Origin of the sequence: Bradyrhizobium ivorense, assembly GCF_900696085.1 — a bacterium.
Classification (GTDB): domain Bacteria; phylum Pseudomonadota; class Alphaproteobacteria; order Rhizobiales; family Xanthobacteraceae; genus Bradyrhizobium; species Bradyrhizobium ivorense.
In genome coordinates this window covers 1376568-1396870 of the sequence record NZ_CAADFC020000004.1, presented here as the reverse complement: position 1 = coordinate 1396870, position 20303 = coordinate 1376568, and the positions used below count along the sequence as shown (strand labels likewise).

Annotated in this window: 18 protein-coding genes; 11 read left to right on the top strand and 7 right to left on the bottom strand. The window is 65.7% G+C overall.

Going from position 1 to position 20303, the window contains the following annotated elements:
* The first annotated feature begins 9 nt into the window (after window positions 1-9).
* Together CI41S_RS07275 and CI41S_RS07270 are read left to right on the top strand one after the other, a co-directional pair.
* Entirely contained in the window at window positions 10-555 is a 546-nt protein-coding gene (locus tag CI41S_RS07275; RefSeq protein ID WP_139858087.1) for a MarR family winged helix-turn-helix transcriptional regulator, read from the top strand.
* Window positions 556-631: 76 nt separating this feature from the next.
* The gene (locus CI41S_RS07270) at window positions 632-1840 is read left to right on the top strand and encodes an ABC transporter substrate-binding protein (RefSeq protein WP_139858085.1); all 1209 of its coding nucleotides are present in this window, start codon (window positions 632-634) and stop codon (window positions 1838-1840) included.
* Window positions 1841-2145: 305 nt separating this feature from the next.
* Here CI41S_RS07270 and CI41S_RS07260 read toward each other — a convergent pair whose 3' ends face one another.
* From CI41S_RS07260 to CI41S_RS07250, 3 genes are all read right to left on the bottom strand, one after another.
* Window positions 2146-2586 (bottom strand): hypothetical protein, encoded by a 441-nt coding sequence (locus tag CI41S_RS07260; protein ID WP_139858083.1) that lies wholly within the window; start codon window positions 2584-2586, stop codon window positions 2146-2148.
* A gap of 125 nt (window positions 2587-2711) precedes the next feature.
* Entirely contained in the window at window positions 2712-3077 is a 366-nt protein-coding gene (locus CI41S_RS07255) for an ElaB/YgaM/YqjD family protein (protein WP_139480255.1), read from the bottom strand.
* 137 nt (window positions 3078-3214) lie between these two features.
* Window positions 3215-4339 (bottom strand): AI-2E family transporter, encoded by a 1125-nt coding sequence (locus CI41S_RS07250; RefSeq protein WP_172627937.1) that lies wholly within the window; start codon window positions 4337-4339, stop codon window positions 3215-3217.
* A gap of 229 nt (window positions 4340-4568) precedes the next feature.
* Between CI41S_RS07250 and CI41S_RS07245 the strand changes: the two genes are divergently transcribed.
* Together CI41S_RS07245 and CI41S_RS07240 are read left to right on the top strand one after the other, a co-directional pair.
* A complete protein-coding gene (locus CI41S_RS07245; RefSeq protein ID WP_139858079.1) occupies window positions 4569-5375 on the top strand; it encodes a L,D-transpeptidase in 807 nt (268 codons plus the stop codon).
* Between the two features lie 9 nt (window positions 5376-5384).
* Entirely contained in the window at window positions 5385-6020 is a 636-nt protein-coding gene (locus CI41S_RS07240; RefSeq protein ID WP_139858077.1) for a DUF2865 domain-containing protein, read from the top strand.
* Window positions 6021-6381: 361 nt separating this feature from the next.
* Here CI41S_RS07240 and CI41S_RS07235 read toward each other — a convergent pair whose 3' ends face one another.
* The gene (locus tag CI41S_RS07235; RefSeq protein ID WP_139858074.1) at window positions 6382-8475 is read right to left on the bottom strand and encodes a methyl-accepting chemotaxis protein; all 2094 of its coding nucleotides are present in this window, start codon (window positions 8473-8475) and stop codon (window positions 6382-6384) included.
* Between the two features lie 199 nt (window positions 8476-8674).
* Between CI41S_RS07235 and CI41S_RS07230 the strand changes: the two genes are divergently transcribed.
* The gene (locus CI41S_RS07230; protein ID WP_139480398.1) at window positions 8675-8830 is read left to right on the top strand and encodes a Thivi_2564 family membrane protein; all 156 of its coding nucleotides are present in this window, start codon (window positions 8675-8677) and stop codon (window positions 8828-8830) included.
* A 207-nt stretch (window positions 8831-9037) separates the two neighbouring features.
* Here the strand turns inward: CI41S_RS07230 and CI41S_RS07225 are convergent, their stop codons facing one another.
* From CI41S_RS07225 to cysD, 3 genes are all read right to left on the bottom strand, one after another.
* Window positions 9038-11200, bottom strand: a complete 2163-nt coding sequence (locus CI41S_RS07225) for a malate synthase G (protein ID WP_139858072.1) — start codon at window positions 11198-11200, stop codon at window positions 9038-9040.
* A gap of 253 nt (window positions 11201-11453) precedes the next feature.
* Window positions 11454-13373 carry an adenylyl-sulfate kinase gene (gene cysC, locus CI41S_RS07220; protein ID WP_139858070.1) on the bottom strand — a complete coding sequence of 640 codons (1920 nt, stop codon included), beginning with the start codon at window positions 13371-13373 and terminating at the stop codon, window positions 11454-11456.
* A gap of 49 nt (window positions 13374-13422) precedes the next feature.
* A complete protein-coding gene (gene cysD, locus CI41S_RS07215) occupies window positions 13423-14217 on the bottom strand; it encodes a sulfate adenylyltransferase subunit CysD (protein ID WP_139858592.1) in 795 nt (264 codons plus the stop codon).
* 248 nt (window positions 14218-14465) lie between these two features.
* On the opposite strand from cysD, the gene cysG reads away from it, so the two are divergent.
* The 6 genes from cysG to CI41S_RS07185 all read left to right on the top strand — a co-directional run bounded on the left by cysG (window position 14466) and on the right by CI41S_RS07185 (window position 20282).
* Window positions 14466-15917: a siroheme synthase CysG gene (gene cysG, locus CI41S_RS07210; protein WP_139858068.1), complete on the top strand. Its 1452-nt coding sequence runs from the start codon at window positions 14466-14468 to the stop codon at window positions 15915-15917.
* Complete coding sequence (locus tag CI41S_RS07205; RefSeq protein WP_139858066.1) at window positions 15914-16231, top strand: DUF2849 domain-containing protein; 318 nt, start codon at window positions 15914-15916, stop codon at window positions 16229-16231. Before cysG ends, CI41S_RS07205 begins: the two co-directional genes overlap by 4 nt.
* Before the next feature lie 25 nt (window positions 16232-16256).
* Window positions 16257-17912: a nitrite/sulfite reductase gene (locus tag CI41S_RS07200; protein ID WP_139858063.1), complete on the top strand. Its 1656-nt coding sequence runs from the start codon at window positions 16257-16259 to the stop codon at window positions 17910-17912.
* The gene (locus CI41S_RS07195) at window positions 17899-18414 is read left to right on the top strand and encodes a DUF934 domain-containing protein (RefSeq protein WP_139480406.1); all 516 of its coding nucleotides are present in this window, start codon (window positions 17899-17901) and stop codon (window positions 18412-18414) included. The genes CI41S_RS07200 and CI41S_RS07195 overlap by 14 nt, the downstream gene beginning before the upstream one ends.
* A complete protein-coding gene (locus tag CI41S_RS07190) occupies window positions 18411-19142 on the top strand; it encodes a phosphoadenylyl-sulfate reductase (RefSeq protein WP_139480407.1) in 732 nt (243 codons plus the stop codon). Before CI41S_RS07195 ends, CI41S_RS07190 begins: the two co-directional genes overlap by 4 nt.
* A 150-nt stretch (window positions 19143-19292) precedes the next feature.
* Window positions 19293-20282 carry a sulfate ABC transporter substrate-binding protein gene (locus tag CI41S_RS07185; RefSeq protein WP_172627936.1) on the top strand — a complete coding sequence of 330 codons (990 nt, stop codon included), beginning with the start codon at window positions 19293-19295 and terminating at the stop codon, window positions 20280-20282.
* Window positions 20283-20303: the final 21 nt, after the last annotated feature.

Genomic DNA, 20303 nt, shown 5'->3' with positions numbered 1-20303 from the left:
GGATCCATCATGAAACGAAAGACCTCGGTCGAGCCGCTGGCGCTCGACATCGACCTGCTGCTGCATCGCAAGCCCGGCCATCTGATCCGGCGGCTGCAGCAGATGGCGGTATCGATCTTCCTCGAGGAGACCGCGGAGTTCGAGGTCACGCCGGTGCAGTACGCCGCGATCGCCGCGGTTTCGGTCTATCCCGGCATCGACCAGCTCCGGCTCGCCAATGCGATCGGCTTCGATCGCACGACGATTTCCGGCGTGATCGATCGTCTGGAGGCCAAGGGCCTGGTGGTGCGGCAGGTCTCCGAAGAGGACCGCAGGGCCAAGCTGCTGTTTCCGACCGCGGCGGGCGAACGCCTGCTGGCGGAGATCCAGGACGCCACCGAGCGCGTGCAGCAGCGGATTCTCGCGCCGCTCAACGTCACCGAACAGAAGACGTTTCTCGAATTTCTGAACCGGCTTGTTCTCTCCCATAACCACTCGAGTCGGGTGCCGATCGACAAAGCCCTGATCCCAAGCAAGAAGGTCTCGAATTCCGCGAGAGGAGGTCGCAAGGGCTGATCCTTTCATCGGGCTAATCCTTCGAGGCCGCCGGCGCCGAGACAAGGCGCCGGTCATCAACCAAGGAGGACGCGTGATGAGAGGTGTGAGACTGGTTGTTGCCGCGGTTTGCCTATGGACGCTGAGCGGCGCGGCGCGGGCGGAAATGTCCGGCGGCGTCGTCAAGATCGGTGTGCTCAACGATCAATCCAGCCTGTTCGCTGATGCCACGGGGCAGGGATCGGTGATCGCGGCGCAGCTTGCGATCGACGATTTCCGCGCCAGTCATCCGTCGATCAAGGTCGAGCTGCTGGTCGCGGATCATCAGAACAAGGCCGATGTCGGCTCCAGCATCGCGCGGCGCTGGAAGGACGTCGACGGCATCGACGCGATCGTCGACGTGCCGAATTCGGCTGTCGCGCTGGCGTTGAACGAATTGCTGCGCGGCTCCAACGTTGCCTATCTGCCGTCGAGCGCGGCAACCACAGACCTCACCGGGGCGGCGTGCTCGCCGAACACGGTGCAATGGGTGTTCGACACCTACGCGCTCGCCAACTCGACCGGGCGCGCCGTCACCCGCGCGGGCGGCGGCAGCTGGTACTTCGTCACCACCAACTTCGCGTTCGGCGCCTCGCTGGAGAGCGAGGCATCGCGGGTCATCGCCGCCAACGGCGGCAAGGTGCTGGGATCGGTCAAGCACCCGCTGAACACGTCGGACTTTTCGTCCTATCTGCTGTCGGCGCAGACGTCGGGTGCAAAAATCATCGGCCTCGCCAATGTCGGCGGCGACACCGTCAATGCGCTGAAGCAGGCGGCGGAGTTCGGCATCGGCGGCAAGGATCAGCAGGTGGCGGCGCTGTTGATCTTCATCAACGACGTGCACTCGCTCGGTCTCAGCGCGGCCCAGGGCCTGCTGCTGACCACGGCGTTCTACTGGGACCTGAACGATCAGACCCGGGCATGGAGCAAGCGCTTCTTCGACAAATCAGGCAAGATGCCGAACATGAACCATGCCGGCGTCTATTCGACCGTGCGGTCGTATCTTGCCGCGGTGGCCGCCAAAAATTCCGACAACGGGCTCGAGGCGGTGGCCGAGTTGAAGCGCATGGAAATCCAGGATCCCTTGTTCGCCAATGCAAAGGTCCGTCCCGATGGCCGGGTGATCCACGACATGTATCTCGCCAAGGTCAAGACCCCGGCGCAGTCGAAGCGGCCGTGGGACTATTACGAAATCCTCGCGACGACGCCGGCGGCCGAAGCTTTCAAGCCGCTCGAGGAGGGCAACTGCAAGCTGATCTCGCAGTAGCGCGGGAGAACCAACCGCGCCAGTGAGGGAAGCACCAGCGGATGGGCTCCCTCCCCCCTTGCGGGGGAGGGCTGGGGAGAGGGGTGGCCCCGGACGAGATGATGATGTGAAGGTCAATCTCGCAACGACGAGTATGCTTCGTTCGCGCTGAGAGAGTTCGCCGTGTGGCACCCCTCTCCCCACCCTCCCCCGCAAGGGGGGAGGGAGCCTGAGAGGCGTGCTCACCTCACACCTCAGCTGGAAACTGGAAAGAAAGTAGGTGCGACAAAGCAATCCGAGTGGCGCAACAAATTCGATGTCGTCCGCTATTCCTCCTCCGCCGGCTTCTCGCTCGCGGCGGCGCTGCGGCTTGCCATCAGGCCGAGCGCGAGGCCGCCGACGGCGATGATCGGAATCAGCCGCTTGACGCCGATGGCGCGGACGATCTGCAGGCCGGTCGCGATCATCACCGGATCGGCAAGTGCCGCGGCGGCGGTGGCCTTCGCGGCCCGTTCGGCGCGCCGCCGCATCTCGCGCCGGCGCGCCATGAAGGCGCCGGCGGCGATCAGCGTGACCACGAAGAACAGCGCGGCGCCGGCCAGGCACGCCTCCACCGGACCGTAATGCTGCAGCACGAACACGAAGGCGGCGGCGCACAGGAAGGCGATGGCGATGAACAATGCGATCGCGGCCGCGCCGGCGAGCGAGGTCAGCCGCAGCGCGCTGCCGGCGGAGTCCTTGACGTCATTGATCAGCCGCTGGAGCATCGCCGTGCCTTGCCTCGAAGCGCTCTAGAGCTTTACCGTTCCGATTCCATCGGAACGGAGCTCTAGATTCCTGTTTTGACGCGTTTTCTTCACGCGAACCGGCATCCACTTCGCTGGAAAACGCTTTAGCGGCGCCAGGTGAGGCCGATCAAAAAGCCGAGGCCGAGCGCAAGGCCGACGGTTGCGAGCGGCCGCTGCGCGATCACCTCTTCCAGCGACTCCTCGATCGAGGATGCCGCGTCCTGCGCCGCGCCCATCATCGCGCTGCCGCGCTCCGACATGTCGTCGAGCTTGGATTCCGCGTTGCTGCGGGCCTCGTTGAGGCGGCGGCGCGCCTGCTTGCCGGCGTTGCCGGCAAACGAATTGAGCGCGTCGGTGATCTGCTCGGTGAGCGCGGCAATGTCGTTCTTCACCGCGATGACATCCTTCTCGAGGCGATCGTAGGTCGTCTTGTCCGTCATGTTCCTGATCCCAAATACGCTGTCCGACATCGAAAGCTCCCGGAGAACTCGCGTGCTTGCCGAGAAAACGTTTCGCCGCAGGCAATGTTCCTTGGGTGAAACCGGTCATTGCCGTTCGACGTGCGTTCTTCACGCCAAGGGCTGTCCACCTCGCTTGAAAACGCTTTCTATTCCTCAGGCAGCTGCGGCGAATTGACCGGCATCAGATGCTCCTTGACGATCAGCCCCACGATCAAGAGCGGCGACGACAGGAAGGCGCCCATCGGGCCCCACAGCCAGGTCCAGAACGCCAGCGCCAGGAACACCGCGAGCGCATTCAAGGACAGCCTGCGGCCGACGATCGTCGGGGTGACGAAGTGGCCTTCCATGAAGGTCAATACGGTGAAGCAGGCCGGAGCGATCAGCCCGGCGCCGATGGTCGGCGAGGCGATGATGCCGACCGCAACCAGCACCACGAACATCGCGACCGGGCCGATGATCGGGACGAAGTTCAATGCTGCGGCCAGCGCGCCGAGGCCGGCCGGATTCGGCATGCCGGCGACGGCGCAGATCGCGCCGGTGAGGATGCCGACGCCGATATTGATCATCGTCACCGTCAGCAGGTAGTTGCCGAGATGGACTTCGAGCTCGTTGAGGATGCGCAGCGTGCGCAGCCGCGCCTGCCGCTCGCTGAAGGTCATCACCAGCGCGCGGCGCAGGTCCTTCCAGCTCGCGATGAACAGGATCAGGGTTGCGATGAACAGCAGGAATTCGGTGAAGGTCGGCGACAGGAATTCCAGCGTCGGCTGCACCCACTCGAATTTCGGCAGCTGGAATGTGGCGAGCGTGTCGGAGCCGCCGACCATGCTCTGCAACTCCTGCCACAGCGCCAGCGGCCGGTCGAACACGTGCAGCTTGTCCCTCAGAATCGCGCCGAGCTCGGGCAGCCGCGAGCTCCACTCCATCACCGGCGAGGCGATCAGCCCGACCATGAAGGTGACGGCGGCGCCGACCGCGAGCACGATCAGCACGGCGCCGAGCGGGCGCGGAATCCGGTAGCGTTCGAGCAAGCTTGCCGCCGGCGACAGCATGGTGCCGATGATGAAGGCCATGGTGATCGGCAGGAAGAACGCGCGCGCCAGATAGAGCACCGCGACGACGACGATGACCAGCAGCGCGACCAGCGCGAAGGCGACCAGCTCGGCGCGGCGAATGACCGGCGGCAATTCGGCTTTGCTGTCGGGGAGCGGCGTGCCTTCAGAATGACCTTGGGGCGCATTGCCAAGCAGACGTTCACTCGGAAAGGCGCGCACCAGAAGTCTCCCGCGCGAGGACAAACAACAACTGCGCCGCGAAACCGCCCCGCGCGTCGAACTGCCGGTGACAACGAGACAGCCCGGCGAAAGGTTCCGTCGCGAAGTCGTGAGCTGCCACGGGTTGACAATCGCAGTCTTGCGATGATTCGGGACGGAACCGGCGGACGGCGAGACGCGTTGGCTTGGCATCGCATCACCTCGATGCGGATCCCTCCAGGGGCAGCACATGACACAGCAGTCTCCCTCCCGCCGCCGGCCTGCGTCGCGCGCCGCGCGCACCCTTGCCTTCGCCAGCATCCTGTTCGCAGCACCCTTCGTCGTCGCGAGCCCGGCCAGCGCTCAGATGAACTACCGCCCGCTCGGCTATGCCTCGACCCAGCCGGATGGCTTCCCGACCGATGAGGTGATGAACGATCCCATGGCCGGGACCGAGGACGGCGCGCTGCCGGAGCGGCTGCGCCGCACCACCGTCGCGCTCAACAGCAACGAGCCGGCCGGCACCATCATCATCGATACCGGCAACACCGCGCTTTACTATGTGCTCGGTGGCGGCCGGGCGATCCGCTACGGCGTCGGCGTCGGCCGCGAGGGCTTTACCTGGTCGGGCGTGCAGACCATCAGCCGCAAGGCGGAGTGGCCGGACTGGCATCCCCCGGCCGAGATGATCCGCCGCCAGCCCTATCTGCCGCGCTTCATGGCCGGCGGCCCGGGCAATCCGCTCGGCGCCCGCGCGATGTATCTCGGCTCCAGCGAATACCGCATCCACGGCACCAACGACCCCTCGACCATCGGCAAGTTCGTCTCCTCCGGCTGCATCCGCCTGACCAATGAGGACGTCGCCGATCTGTTCAGCCGGGTCGATGTCGGCACCAAGGTGGTGGTGCTGGCGAAGAACGCGCCGCATCTCGCCGCGCGCGAGCTTGGCCCGACCACGACCCGGATCTCGGTCCGCCCGGCGTCGCCGCGTCCCGCCGTGACCACGCTGCCCTCGGGACGCCAGGCGATGAACATCGCGGCGCCGGCGGCCTACTAAAGATCGATCATGCTGATGCCAAAGACGATACGGTGGACGCTCGGGACGGCAGCGTTGTGCTGTGTTTCGCTGGCGCCCGCCGCGCAGGCCCAGGACTTCTTCTCGCAATTGTTCGGCGGCCTGATGCAGGGCCGTCCTCCGATGGTGCGGATGCCGTTCGATGATGGCTATGCGCCGGCGCAGCGGGTCGAGCGTCCGCGCTACAGCAGCTATGGCAGCGGCCAGGCCTATTGCGTGCGGAGCTGCGACGGCCGCTACTTCCCGCTCGCGGCGACCGGCAGGCAGAGCAAGCAGGAATCCTGCAACAGCTTCTGCCCGGCGAGCGCCACCGAGGTGGTCTATGGCGGCAACATCGACAGCGCCGAGACCGAGGATGGAAAACCCTATTCCGAGCTGCCCAACGCATTCCGCTATCGCGACGAGATCGTCGCGGGCTGCACCTGCAACGGCAAGGATCCGGTTGGCCTCGCCGCGGTCAAGATCGAGGACGATCCGACCCTGCGCAAGGGCGACATCGTCGCCGGCAAGGACGGACTGATGTCGGTCAGCCGCATCGATCGCCGCAGCGCCGAGGTCAATTTCTCCCCGGTCCCCGACCGCATCCGCGCCAAGTACCAGCGCGCGCCCGTGGTGGCGCGGGAGTGATCCGTCAGTAATCCGTCATCCTGAGAGGGTGTGAAGCTTTGCCCTCACCACCGCTGTCATCGCCCGGCCTGTGCGCAATTGCGCACATGGACCGGGCGATCCAGTACGCCGCGGCCCCTCGCTTCTATCGCCGGCGTCTCTGGAATACTGGATCACCCTGTCAAGCCGGGTGATGACACCGAGCAAGCTGAGCAAACCAACACCGTCATCCCCGCGCAAAGGCTTCGCCTTTGTCGCTGGAGGTGCGAGCCTCTTCGGCGAGCCTCGAAGGATGCACGGCCCGGCTGGTGGCCGTCGACCCTTCGAGGCTCGCAAGCGCTCGCACCTCAGGATGACGGTGAGGCAGCGGATCCTGGGGCAATCACGCCGCGCGGATCCGGCCGAGGAACGCGGTGACCTGTTGACCGAGCTGCTGGCTCTGGGCTTCCAGCAGCTCCGAGGCGCGCTTGACCTGGTCGGCGGCCGCGGCCGACGCATCGGCGTCGAGCTTCACGCCGGTGATGTTCTCGGAGACGTTCTTGGTGCCGTGCGCCGCGAACTGCGTGCTGCGGGTGATCTCCTCGGTCGCGGCGCCCTGTTCCTGGACCGCGGCGGCGATCGCGGTGGCGACCTCGTTGACCTCGCCGATGATGCTGCCGATGCCCTTGATGGCGTCGATCGCATCGCCCGCCACCTTCTGGATGTCGGCGATCTGCTCCGAAATCTCGTCGGTCGCCTTGGCGGTCTGGCTCGCCAGCGATTTGACCTCGGAGGCGACGACCGCAAAGCCGCGGCCGGCATCGCCGGCGCGTGCGGCCTCGATGGTGGCGTTGAGCGCAAGCAGATTGGTCTGCGCCGCGATGCTGTTGATCAGGCCGACCACCTCGCCGATCCGCCCGGCGGATTTGGCGAGGCCCTGCACGGTGCCGTCGGTCTCGCGGGCCTGGTTCACCGCGCGGCTGGCAATGCCGGCGGCGTGCGCGGCCTGCTGGCTGATGTCGTTGATCGAGGCGCTGAGCTCCTCGGCCGCGGCGGCGACCGCTTCCACGCTCATCGAGGCCTCGCCGGAGGCCTTCTCGGCGACCTGGACGCGCTCGTTGGTCTGCCGCGACACCGAGGACAGGCCGTTCGAGGTGGTGCGCATCTGGCCGGAGGCATCGCCGAGCCGGTCCAGCGTCTCGCGTACCAGGCCCTCGAACTCGCCGACATGGCCCTCGATCGCAAGCTGGCGCGCCGCAGCTCCCGCATTGCGTTCGCGCTCCTGGCCCTCGATCCTGACCTTCTCCTCGGCCTGCTGCTTGAACGTCTCGAGCGCGCCGGCCAGCGCTCCGATCTCGTCGCCGCGGCCGGCATAGCCGGTGTCGACCGAAAGATCACCGGATGCGACCTTGAGCATGGCGTCGCGCATCCGGTGCAGCGGAGCGATGACGCGGCGGCTGACCACGAGCATCGCGCCGACGGTGAGGCCGATCGCGGCGGCGAGCAGCGCGAGCTGCACGATCAGGGCCTCGCGCGCCGAGGAATACTGGCTTGCGGCATGGGCCTTGGCCGCATCGAGCGCCGCTTCGGCAACGCCGACCGCGGCGGCGAGACGGCCGACGGTGAGCGGGGTCCACTGGTTCGCGGTCAGCTCGGGCTTGCCGCCCGCGGCAAGCGTGTCGAGCAGGCGATCGCGCAGCGTCAGGTATTGCGGCTCGAAATAGGCGGTCTTGTTGGCGGCCATCGCGCTCGACAGCGCCTGCGGCAATTGCATGCCAGCGGTGGTCAATTCCAGCGCGCTCCAGGCGGCCTCGATGCCGCCGACGAACCTGGTGTAGCTGGTCCTGATCTCGGGCGTGACGCTGCCCTTGTTGAGCCCGGTTGAGACGATCAGCGAGGCTTCGCCGGCGGTGTTGCGCAGCAGCCAGGCGATCTGCTTGATCGCCAGCAGCTGGTCGATCATGGCGTCCTTGTGATTGACGTCGGCGGCGAGCACGCCGGACAACTTGTCCATGGTGTCGAGCAGCGCGTTCACCGTGTCGGTGTAATCCTTGGCGAGCGCCGGCCGGCGCGAGGCCTTCGGCTTGGCCATCGCATCCCAGAATTCGTTCTGCAACGTGGTGGCGGTCTTGAACAGGCGGTCGAGCTCGCCGACCAGCGTCTTCTGCTGCGCGAACTCGAAGCTGCCGAGCGCGGTGAGCGCATTCGATATCGCCGGCATCTCGGTGTCGCGAATGTTGCGCAGATACTTCTCGATCTCCCAATCGACAGGCGCGTCCGAGCCCAGCAGGCGGCTCGTGGTCGAGCGGTCGGTGCGCAGATTGTGCATCGCCTTGAACAGATTGGCCGAGGCATCCGCGATCACGAAGATGCGGCTCGCGACCTGCAGGCGTCCGAAGGACTCCCAGGCATTGAGCGAGATCGCCACCACCACGCAGAACGAGGTGACGAGGATGACGGCCTTCAGCAGCGCCGATACGGTCAGGCGATTGAGCATGTTGCTTCCCCCAAAGCTTTCGTCATTTGGGGCAAGAACGGTAAAGACTTTAAAATTTTGATGCCGTATAACTACGGAACCGTTGGAATCATTTGCGTTTTGTCGGTTACCCGCGGTTCCTCCGTCGGGAACCGAGCCCTGGACGACACGTTGAAGTGGGGCTGTTCGCGACCTTCAACCATGCCTTCAGGGGGCCCGCATGCTCGTCGGCGTACTTGTTACCTTCCTTGTCATTATCCTGGTTCTTTATCTCATCAACATGCTGCCGCTCGACGGCCGCGCCAAGCAGATCGCGCGCGTCATCGTCATCATCATCGGCATCGTCTCGCTGCTGAAATATCTCGCGGTGTTCTAGCTGCGCTCCGACCCGTCACCCTGAGGAGCGCGCTCTTGCGCGCGTCTCGAAGGGTCGACGGCCACCAGCCGGGCCGTGCATCCTTCGAGACGCGCGCAAAAGCGCGCTCCTCAGGATGACGGAGTGATTGCGCGCAGAAGTGCACCTCGAACAAAAAAGCCCCGGCGTCGTGCCGGGGCTTCCGCTTGATGGTGCGGCGTTTGCGGATCAGCCCGCGGCCTTGGCCTCGCGGCGGCGCGCGGTGAGGATGTACTCGGTGTAGCCGTTCGGCTGGGTGCGGCCCTCGAACACGAGATCGCAGGCGGCCTTGAAGGCGACGCCGTCGAAGGAGGGCGCCATCGGCTTGTAGAGCGAGTCCCCAGCATTCTGCTTGTCGACCACAGCAGCCATGCGCTTCAGCGATTCCATCACCTGGTCCTTGGTGATGACGCCCTGATGCAGCCAGTTCGCCAGGTGCTGGCTCGAGATGCGCAAGGTGGCGCGGTCTTCCATCAGGCCGACGTCGTGGATGTCGGGCACCTTGGAGCAGCCGACGCCCTGGTCGATCCAGCGCACGACGTAACCTAAAATGCCCTGGCAGTTGTTGTCGATCTCCTGCTTGACGTCGTCGGGCGCCCAGTTCGACTGCGACACCGGAATGGTCAGGATGTCGGAGAGCTTTGCGCGCGGCCCGCCCTTGGCGAGCTCCTGCTGACGCGCTGTTACGTTGACCTGGTGATAGTGCAGCGCGTGCAGCGTCGCCGCGGTCGGCGACGGCACCCAGGCGGTGGTGGCGCCGGCCTGCGGATGGCCGATCTTCTGGGTGAGCATGTCAGCCATCTTGTCGGGCGCGGCCCACATGCCCTTGCCGATCTGGGCGCGGCCGGGCAGGCCGTCGACCAGACCGGTGTCGACGTTCCAGTCCTCATAGGCCTTGATCCAGGGCTGCGCCTTCATGTCGTTCTTGCGGATCATCGGACCCGCTTCCATCGAGGTGTGGATCTCGTCGCCGGTGCGGTCGAGGAAGCCGGTGTTGATGAACATGATGCGCTTGGAGGCGCGCTGGATGCAGGCCTTGAGGTTAACCGTGGTGCGGCGCTCCTCGTCCATGATGCCGACCTTGATGGTGTTCTCGGCCAGGCCGAGCATCTTCTCGACCTCGCCGAACAGGTCGCAGGTCAGCTGCACCTCGTCGGGGCCGTGCATCTTCGGCTTGACGATATAGACCGAGCCGGTGCGGCTGTTCTTGGTCTTCGAATTGCCCTTGAGGTCGTGGATCGCGAGCAGGCCGGCGACGGCGGCGTCCAGAATGCCTTCCGGGATCTCCTCGCCCTTGGCATCGAGCACCGCGTCGGTGAACATGTGATGGCCCACATTGCGCATCAGCAGCAGGCTGCGGCCATGCAGCTTCAGCTCGCCGCCTTGCGGCGTCTTGTAGACGCGGTCGGTGTTGAGCGCGCGGGTCATGGTCTTGCCGCCCTTCTCGAAATCGGCAGACAGCGTGCCGTTCATCAGGCCGAGCGTGTTGCGATAGACCAGCACCTTGTCCTCGGCGTCGACGGCGGCGACCGAGTCTTCCATGTCGAGAATGGTGGAGACCGCGGCCTCCATGATCATGTCGGCGACGCCGGCCGGATCGTCCTTGCCGATCGGATGCTTGCGGTCGATCTGGACGTCGACATGCAGCCCGTTGTTGACCAGCAGGATCGCGCTCGGCGCGGCCGCATCGCCCTGATAGCCAGCGAACTGCGCAGCATTCTTCAAGCCGGTGGAATTGCCGCTCTTCAGTTTTGCGGACAGCTGGCCGGCGATCACGCTGTAGGCGGTGACGTCGGTGTGGCCGCCGGTCGCAAGCGGCGCGGAGGCGTCGAGGAAGGCTTTTGCCTTTGCGATCACCTTGTCGCCGCGGGCCTTGTTGTAGCCTTTCCCGCTCTCGCTCGGGTCATGCGGGATCGCGTCGGTGCCGTAGAAGGCGTCGTAGAGCGAGCCCCAGCGCGCGTTGGCGGCGTTCAGCGCGTAGCGGGCGTTGGTCAGCGGCACCACGAGTTGCGGGCCGCAGATCTTGCCGATCTCCTCGTCGACATTGGCGGTCTCGACCTTCTGGGTCGCGGGCTCGGGCAGCAGATAGCCGATCTCCTTCAGGAACGCGGTGTACGCGTTGAGGTCGAACGCCTTGCCCTTGTGGGCGCGATGCCAGTCGTCGATCTTGGCCTGCAGCGTGTCGCGGAACGCCAGCAGCTCGCGGTTCTTCGGTCCGAGCTTCTGGAGGATGGCGGCAAGTCCGGCCCAGAATGCATCCGGTGCGATCCCGGTTTTGGGGGCCGCCTCCTTGGCGATGAAATCGAACAGGACAGGGGCGATCTTCAATCCATGGGCATCGACACGATTCATGATGGGCTTTCTCAAGGAAATGGGGCGTTTAGGCGCTGTTTTCGGAAGAAATCAGCAAAAAACGCGCCAAAGGGCCGCGTTCACGGCCCTTTTAGCCCTAAAGCCACGGCTCTGAGAAGGCCCCCTGTAACCCACACTCCGGTGTCATGCCCCGCCTTGAGCGGGGCATCCAGTACGCCGCGACCTCTCGGCTAAAGCACTGACGTCTCTGGAATACTGGGTCGCCCGGTCGAAGCCGGGCAACGACAAGCGGTTAGATATTCGCCGCGAGGTCGGTCAGCTCGTCGAACAGGACGCCGGTCTTCGCCAGCATCCGCTCGATCTCGTCGGTGGCATCAGTCACCGAGCGGTTCGAGGTGTCGATGGTGAGCTCATTGCCCGACGGTGGCTGATAGTCGTTGCCGATGCCGGTGAAACCTTGCAGCGCGCCGGCGCGGGCTTTGGCGTAATGGCCCTTGGGGTCGCGGGTCTCGCAGACCTCGGCCGGCGTCGCGATGTAGATCTCGCGGAACGCGCTGTCGGCGATGCGGCGCGCGGCGGCGCGGTCGGCGGCCGACGGCGACACCGCGGCGACGATGGCGATATGGCCGTTGCGCGCGAGGTGGGTCGCGACCTCGGCAAGGCGGCGGATGTTTTCGGCGCGATCCTGTGGCGAGAAGCCGAGATCGCCGTTTAATCCGGCGCGCAGGGTGTCGCCGTCGAGCAGGATCGGCGAGCCGCCATTGCCGAACAGGCGGCGTTCCAGCGCGCGCGCCAATGTCGACTTGCCGGAGCCGGGCAGGCCGGTCAGCCAGATCACCGCGCCGTTATGGCGGTAGCGTGCCGAGCGCTCGTCGGGCCGCAGCGCGGATTCGACGGGGACGATATCGACCGGCACCGCAGGCCGGCCGGCGTCGACCGATAGCACGAGGCCGCCGCCGGCGATGCGGCCGTTGACCTCGATCACCAGGCGCCCGGTGCGCGGATTGTCGGTGTAGGGATCGGCGGCAACCGGCTGCGCCAGCGAGATGTCGATCTCGCCGACATGGTTGCGTGCGATCGCGGTGTTTTCCTCGTTCGAGAGTGCGCCCGGATCGATCGCCTTTTCGATCGCCACCACGGTGGCGCGGCTCTCGCGGGTGCCGAGCCGGATCAGGATCTGCTCGCCCTTGGTCAGCGGCTTGTCGTGCAGCCAGAAGATCCGCGCGCGGATGCGGCGGGTGTCGCGCGGGCTCTGCCCGGCGTGCCCGATGATGTCGCCGCGCTCGAGGAACAGTTCGCGGTCGAGCGTGATGCCGACCGAGCGCCCGGCGCCCTGCGCGCCGCTCACCGGCGTCACCGGCCAGCTCTCGACCGTCTTGATCTTGGCGATCTTGCCGGCCGGCATGATGACGATCTCGTCGCCGGCCTTCAGGCTGCCGGACTCGATGCGGCCCGCGACGATGCGGCGGTCGTCGAATTTGTAGATCGCCTGCACCGGCAGGCGCAGCGGCAATTCGGCCAGCGGCCGCGCCGGCTCAAGCGCATCGAGCGCGTCGACCACGGTCGGGCCCTTGTACCATTCGATCCGCGGCGTGCGCTCGGCGACGCCGTCCCCGTCGCGCGCCGAGATCGGGATCACCGCGGTCGGCTTGACGCCGAGGCCGATCAGATGCGCGGAAATCTCGTCGCTGATCGCCTTGAAGCGCTCGGCGCTGAAGTCGACGCGGTCCATCTTGTTGACGACGACCGCGACCTGCTTCACGCCGAGCAGATGCAGCAAATAGCCGTGGCGCCGGGTCTGGTCGCGCACGCCTTCGAGCGCGTCGATGATCAGCACCGCGCCGTCGGCCTGCGAGGCGCCGGTGATCATGTTGCGGAGGAATTCGGCGTGGCCGGGCGCGTCGATCAGCACGACGTCGCGCGAGCGGGTGCGGAAGCGGATCTGCGTGGTGTCGATGGTGATGCCCTGGTCGCGCTCGGTCTGCAGCGCGTCGAGCAGGAACGACCACTCGAACGGCATGCCGCGCCGCGCGCTGACCGCCTTGAGCATTTCCAGCTTGCCGTCCGGCAGGCTGCCGGTCTCATGCAGCAGCCGCCCGACCAGGGTCGACTTGCCGTGATCGACATGGCCGACGATGACGATGCGCACTTGCGGCCGCGTGGTGCCGTTGGGCGTTGCCGAGATCGCGGCGGTGGGGAGGATCATGTTCATCGGAACGCTCGCACGAAGTGGAAGGCCAGGTTTTTCTTCGAGGGGAAAATCAGAGATAGCCGGCGACACGCAGCCGCTCGAACGCATCCTCGGTCTCGTGGTCGAGCGCGCGGCCGGCGCGCTCCGGGATTTTGGTGTTATCGAGCTCATCGAGGATTTCGTCGATGCTGGTCGCGGTCGACGCCACCGGGTTGGTGATGTCCTGGTCGCCCAGCGAGCGGTAGCGCTTGCCGTCCTTGGCGAGATAGAGCGGGATGATCGGGATGTTCTCGCGCTTGGTGTAGGCCCAGATATCGGCCTCGGTCCAATGCAGGATCGGATGGATGCGTAAGTGCGCGCCCTGCGGCGGAGAGGCGTTGAACTGGTCCCAGAACTCCGGCGGCTGGTCGCGGACGTCCCATTCGCCTTCGAGGCCGCGCGGCGAGAACACGCGCTCCTTGGCGCGGGTCGCCTCCTCATCGCGGCGGATGCCGGCGATCAATCCGTCAAAGCCGTATTTGTTGAGCGCGAGCTTCAGCCCCTCGGTCTTGCGCGCGGCGGAACGCGCCGCCGGCGGCAAAGTCGGGTCGACGCTGTCGATCGGCGGGCAGGGCTCGACGCGCAGGTCGAGGTCCCACTCCTTGCCGAAGCGGTCGCGGAACGCGTACATCTCCGGAAACTTCTTGCCGGTGTCGACATGCAGCGCCGGGAACGGCACGCGGCCGAAGAACGCCTTGCGCGCCAGCCAGATCATCACGTTGGAATCTTTGCCGAGCGACCACAGCAGCGCGAGCTTCTTCAGCCGGGCGAACGCCTCGCGCAAAATGTAGATGCTCTGAGCCTCCAATTCGTCGAGATGGTCCATCGACGGAGCGGCCTGCGCGGCGGCTGGCGGCGGCACAAAAGATGCTTTCGTGAGGGCGGCGGAACGCGATCCGGCGGTGGCGGATTCGTTGTCGAGAAGATGCATCTATCGGGCCTTGGCCTGAGGGGGTGAAAATTCTAAAGTTGCGCCGCAATAGAGAAGAAATAATTTTCTCTTTGCCGGCCTTGATCGAGAGATAAATAGAAAATAATTTCAGTCAACCCCCAAGTTGGGGAAGCGAGTGTCTGATGCGATACCTGCCTGTGTTTCTGGATCTGCAAAGCGGCAAGGTGCTGCTCGTTGGAGCGGGCGATCTCGTGCGCGCCAAGCTGCGGCTGCTGGCGGCCGCCGGCGCCGCGGTTCGCTGGTATGCGACCGACGGCGATCATGATCTCGCCGGGCTTTCGGCAGACGACGCCGCGCGCATCGAGCGCGCTGCGGGCGATCCGCTCGCGGCTGATCTGTCCGACGTCATCGCGGTGCTCTGCGCCGGCGCCGGCGAGATCGGGGTTGCGATGTCGGCGCGCGCCAAGGCGATCGGCCTGCCGGTCAACGTGATGGACGACCTCGCGCATTCCACTTTCATCATGCCGGCGATCGTCGATCGCGGCGATGTCGTGGTCGCGGTCGGGACCGGCGGCACCTCGCCGGTGGTGGCGCGCCGGATTCGCGAGCGCATCGAGGCGGTGCTGCCGGCGCGGATCGGTGATCTCGCCGGCTTCATCGGCCGCTTCCGCAAGCAGGTCCATGCTCGCATCGAGGAATTTCCGCTGCGCCGCCGCTTCTGGGAGCGCATCATCGACGGCCCGATCGGCGCGCTGGTGCTGGCCGGCCGCAAGGACGATGCCGAGCAGGCGCTCAACGCGATCGCCGATCCCGCCGCATTCGCCGGCGCGAGCGCAGAAGGAAAAGCGATTGGCCACGTCACACTAGTCGGCGCCGGTCCGGGCGATCCCGATCTGCTCACCGTCAAGGCGCTGCGCGCGCTGCAGGATGCCGATGTCGTATTCTATGACGAACTGGTGTCGCCCGACATTCTCGACCGCATCCGGCGCGACGCGTCGCGCATTCCGGTCGGCCGCCGCGTCGGCAAGCCCGGCATCGGCCAGGATGCCATCAACAAATTGATGATCCAAGCCGCGCAGGCGGGCCAGCGCGCGGTGCGGTTGAAGGGCGGCGATCCCTTCATCTTCGGCCGCGGCGGCGAAGAGATCGAGACGCTGCGCGACGCCGGCGTCGCCTATTCCATCATTCCCGGGATCTCTGCGGGCCTCGGCGCCGCGGCGCAATTCGAGGTGCCGCTGACCTTCCGGCACGAGGCGCTCCGCATCTCCTTCCTCACCGCGCATAAGGCGCGCGATGCCGAAGTCGTCGACTGGTCGGCGCTGACCGATACGAAGATGACCGTCGTCGTCTACATGGGCATGACCGCGGCGCCGTCGATCCGCGACGGCCTGCTCGCGGCGGGCCGCTCGCCGGAAACCCCGGTCGGCGTGTTCGCGCGAGTGACGCGCCCCGACGCCAAGGCCGCGGTCGGCACGCTCGCGCGGTTGCCCGAACTGGTCAAACAGGTCGATGGCGGTCCCGCCGTTCTCATCATCGGCGACGTGGTCGCGCATTCCGCGCCCTGGAACCGATCCAACGTCACCCAACTGTTCTCCAACCAGATGTTCTCTGAATTGCTGAAGGCTGCCGAATGACCTCTCCGCTCGAACAAAAGAAAATCCGGATCACGGGCCCGTCGGTGGTCACCGCCAACCGCACCTGGGATGGTGCGGTGGTGTACCGGACCGCGCAAAAGGGCTGGTCCACCGAACTTTCCGATTCCGCGATCGTCAGCACCTCCGACGACGCCCGCGCGCTGCTGGCCGAAGCCACCGCCGACGACGTCGGCGCGGTCGGCCCCTATATCGCGCCGGTCGAGATCAAGGACGGCGGCAAGGTCAAGCCGGGCAATCTCCGCGAACAGATCCGCGCCAAGGGCGTCACCATCGACCTCCAGGTCCCCGCTTAAGGCGCCGGCGTAAGGTTCATCCATTATGTATGCATATGACGAACTCGACCGCACGCTGATCAACGAGCGTGTCTCGGAATTCCGCGATCAGGTGAAGCGCCGCCTCTCCGGCGAGCTCACCGAGGACGAATTCAAGATCCTGCGCCTGCAGAACGGCGTGTACCTGCAGCTGCACGCCTACATGTTCCGCGTCGCGATCCCCTACGGCACGCTGTCGACCAAGCAGCTGCGCCGGCTCGCCCATGTCGCGCGCCGCTACGACCGCGGCTATGGCCATTTCACCACGCGGCAGAACATCCAGTTCAACTGGATCAAGCTCGCCGAGCTGCCGGATGCACTGGCCGATCTCGCCGAGGTCGGCATCCACGCGATGCAGACCTCCGGCAACAACATGCGCAACGTCACCTCGGACCAGTGGGCCGGCGTCGCGCCAGGCGAGATCGAGGACCCGCGGATCTGGTCGGAGCTGATCCGTCAGCACACCACGCTGCATCCGGAATTCTCGTTCCTGCCGCGCAAGTTCAAGATCGCGATCACCGCCTCCGAGCACGACCGCGCCGCGATCAAGATCCACGACATCGGGCTGCGGCTGCACAAGAATGCCGACGGCGAGACCGGTTTCGAAGTGCTGGTCGGCGGCGGCCTCGGCCGCACGCCCTTCATCGCCAAGACCATCAAGCCGTTCGTGCACGGCCGCGACGTGCTGAGCTACATCGAGGCGATCCTGCGCGTCTACAACCAGTACGGCCGCCGCGACAACATCTACAAGGCGCGCATCAAGATCCTGGTGCACGAGCTCGGCATCGAGAAATTCGCCAAGGAAGTCGAGGAAGAGTGGAAGCAGATGGGCGACAGCGAGCTGCGGCTCGACCACGCCGCCATCGAGGAGGTCCGCTCGCGCTTCTCCTATCCGGCCTACGAAAAGCTGCCGCACATGCCGGACGAGCTGAAGCAGGCCGCGCATGACCCGCTGTTCGAGCGCTGGCGCAAGAACTCGGTGTCGCCGCACAAGGTGCAGGGCTATTCGATCGTGACGCTGTCGCTGAAGCCGGTCGGCGGCCCGCCCGGCGACGCCACCGCCGAGCAGATGGACGCGCTTGCCGATCTCGCCGACAAATATTCGTTCGGCGAGGTTCGCGTCGGCCACGAGCAGAACCTGGCGCTGCCGCATGTCGCCAAGCGCGACCTGCCGGCCCTGTTCAAGGCGCTCGACCGCCTTGGCCTCGCGACGCCGAACGTCAACCTCGTCACCGACATCATCGCCTGCCCGGGTCTGGACTATTGCTCGCTGGCCAATGCGCGCTCGATCCCGATCGCGCAGGAGCTGACGCGGCGCTTTGCCAACCACGACACCGCCGGCCTGATCGGCCGGCTCCACATCAACATCTCCGGCTGCATCAATGCCTGCGGCCATCACCATGTCGGCCACATCGGCATTCTCGGCGTCGAGAAGAACGGCGAGGAGTTTTATCAGATCACGATCGGTGGCCGCGCCGACGAGAACGCGCAGATGGGCACCCTGATCGGCCCGGCCGTTCCCTATGCGGAAGTCGCCGACGTGATCGAAGACATTGTCGAAGCCTATCTCGCGCTGCGCGACCGTCCCGAGGAGCTGTTCGTCGACACGGTGAAGCGTCTGGGCGTCGAGCCATTCAGGGAGCGGGTCTATGCCACTCGTTAAGCAGGGAAGAATCACGACCGATCTGTTCGTCCATGTCGCCGACGGCGCCGAACTGCCGGGCGACGGCGCGGTGCTGGTGACGGCGGAGCGCTTCCTCGCCGATCCGGAGGCGCTGCTGCGCCGTCCCGGCAAGGTTGGCGTGGTCTGGCCGAACAACCGCAATCTCGACGATCTCGTGCCGCATCTCGATCGTCTGGCCTCGGTCGCGCTGGTGTTTCCGACCTTCCGCGACGGCCGCGCCTACAGCCAGGCGCGCCTGCTGCGCGAGCGCTACGGCTATGACGGCGAGCTGCGCGCCACCGGCCAGGTCCTGCGCGACCAGTTCGTGTTCATGACCCGCGCCGGCTTCGACGCCTTCGAGGTCAAGAAGGATGCGGATGCCGACGCCTTCGCCGAGACCATGAAGCGCTACTCGGTGTTCTATCAGCCGACCGGCGACGGCCGCGTCACCGCGCTGAACCGCCGCATGCAGCAGCGCCATTCGGAGAGCGCCGGCCAGTGAGCACGCTTGCACCAGAGCTCGCGCAGCCGCAGGCGGGCGCATTGCCGTCCGCCGATGCGCTCGACCGTGCGCTGCGCACGGCCTCGCCCGCCGAGGTGATCGCCGCTGCGCTGGAGACGGTCGGCCGCGAGAAGCTGGCGCTGGTGTCGTCGTTCGGCACCGAGTCCGCCGCGCTGCTCAAGGTGATGGCGGATGTCGATCCGTCGATTCCCGTCGTCTTCCTCGACACCGGCTGGCTGTTCGAGGAGACGCTGGCTTATCGCGATACGCTGATCGAGGCGCTCGGCCTCACCGATGTGCGTTCGATCAAGCCCGACGAACAGGCGCTGGCGCAACAGGATCCGGATCGCGAGCTGTGGTTCAACGATCCCGATGCCTGCTGCCGCATCCGCAAGGTCGAGCCGCTGGCGCGCGCGCTAAAGCCGTTCGCCGGCTGGATCAATGGCCGCAAGCGGTTCCAGGGCGGTACGCGCGCCGACATTCCCGTGGTCGAGGATGACGGCGTCAGATTGAAATTCAATCCATTCGCCAACGTCTCCCGCGAGGAGATCGAGGCGATCTACGCCCTTGCAAAACTCCCGCCGCATCCACTTGTCGCATCGGGATATCAGTCGGTCGGGTGTATGCCTTGCTCGAGCCGGTCCGCAGCCGGCGAGGATGCACGCGCTGGCCGCTGGCGTGGCCGGGCGAAGACCGAATGCGGCATCCATACGATGAAGATGTCGTAACAAAGCGTTTGCAGTGCGGTGACTTCGTAGCACAAGCGCGCTGCACGACAGAAAACAAAGAAAACCGGTTTCGTTGACTTACACCCGCTTCACCGCGAGTTATGTCAGGGTGTGTTCCCCTGACATTCCCGGGGTTGAATGGAGAGCAAGATGGTCCGTCGTATCCTGCCGCTGATCGCGGGGCTGTTGTGGGCAAGCTCGGCGTTCGCCGCCGACGTGTCGCTGCTCAACGTGTCCTACGATCCGACGCGCGAGCTCTATGTCGACTTCAACAAGGCGTTCGCCGCGGCCTATCAGAAGGAGACCGGCAAGAGCGTCGAGATCAAGCAGTCGCATGGCGGCTCCGGCTCGCAGGCGCGCGCGGTGATCGACGGGCTGCAGGCCGACATCGTCACGCTGGCGCTGGCCTACGACATCGATGCGATCGCCGGTAAGGGCCTGGTCGCGGCCGACTGGCAGAAGCGGCTGCCGCTCAACGCCTCGCCCTACACCTCGACCATCGTGTTCCTGGTGCGCAAGGGCAACCCCAAGGGCATCAAGGACTGGGACGATTTGATTAAACCGGGCGTCGCCGTGATCACGCCGAACCCGAAGACCTCGGGCGGCGCGCGCTGGAATTATCTTGCCGCCTGGGGCTATGCGCAGAAGAAGTATGGTTCTGCCGACAAGGCCAAGAAGTTCGTCGCCGATCTTTACCAGAACGTGCCGGTGCTCGACACCGGGGCGCGCGGCTCGACCGTCACCTTCGTCGAGCGCGGCGTCGGCGACGTGCTGCTCGCGTGGGAGAACGAAGCCTTTCTGGCGCAACGCGAATTCGGCAAGGACAAGTTCGAGATCGTGGCGCCGCCGCAGTCGATCCTGGCCGAGCCGCCGGTCGCCATCGTCGACACCGTTGCCGATAAAAAGGGCACCCGCGCGGTCGCCGAGGCGTTTTTGAAATACTGGTACACCAGGGAAGGCCAGGAGATCGCCGCGCGCAACTCCTACCGGCCGCGCGACCCCGAGATCGCCAGGGAGTACGAAAAATCCTTCGCCAAGGTTGAACTTTTCACCATCGACGACGTTTTTGGTGGTTGGACCAAGGCGCAGAAGGAGCACTTCGCCGAGGGCGGCATCTTCGATCAGATCTACAAGAACTGATCGAAATATCGGCGCATGATC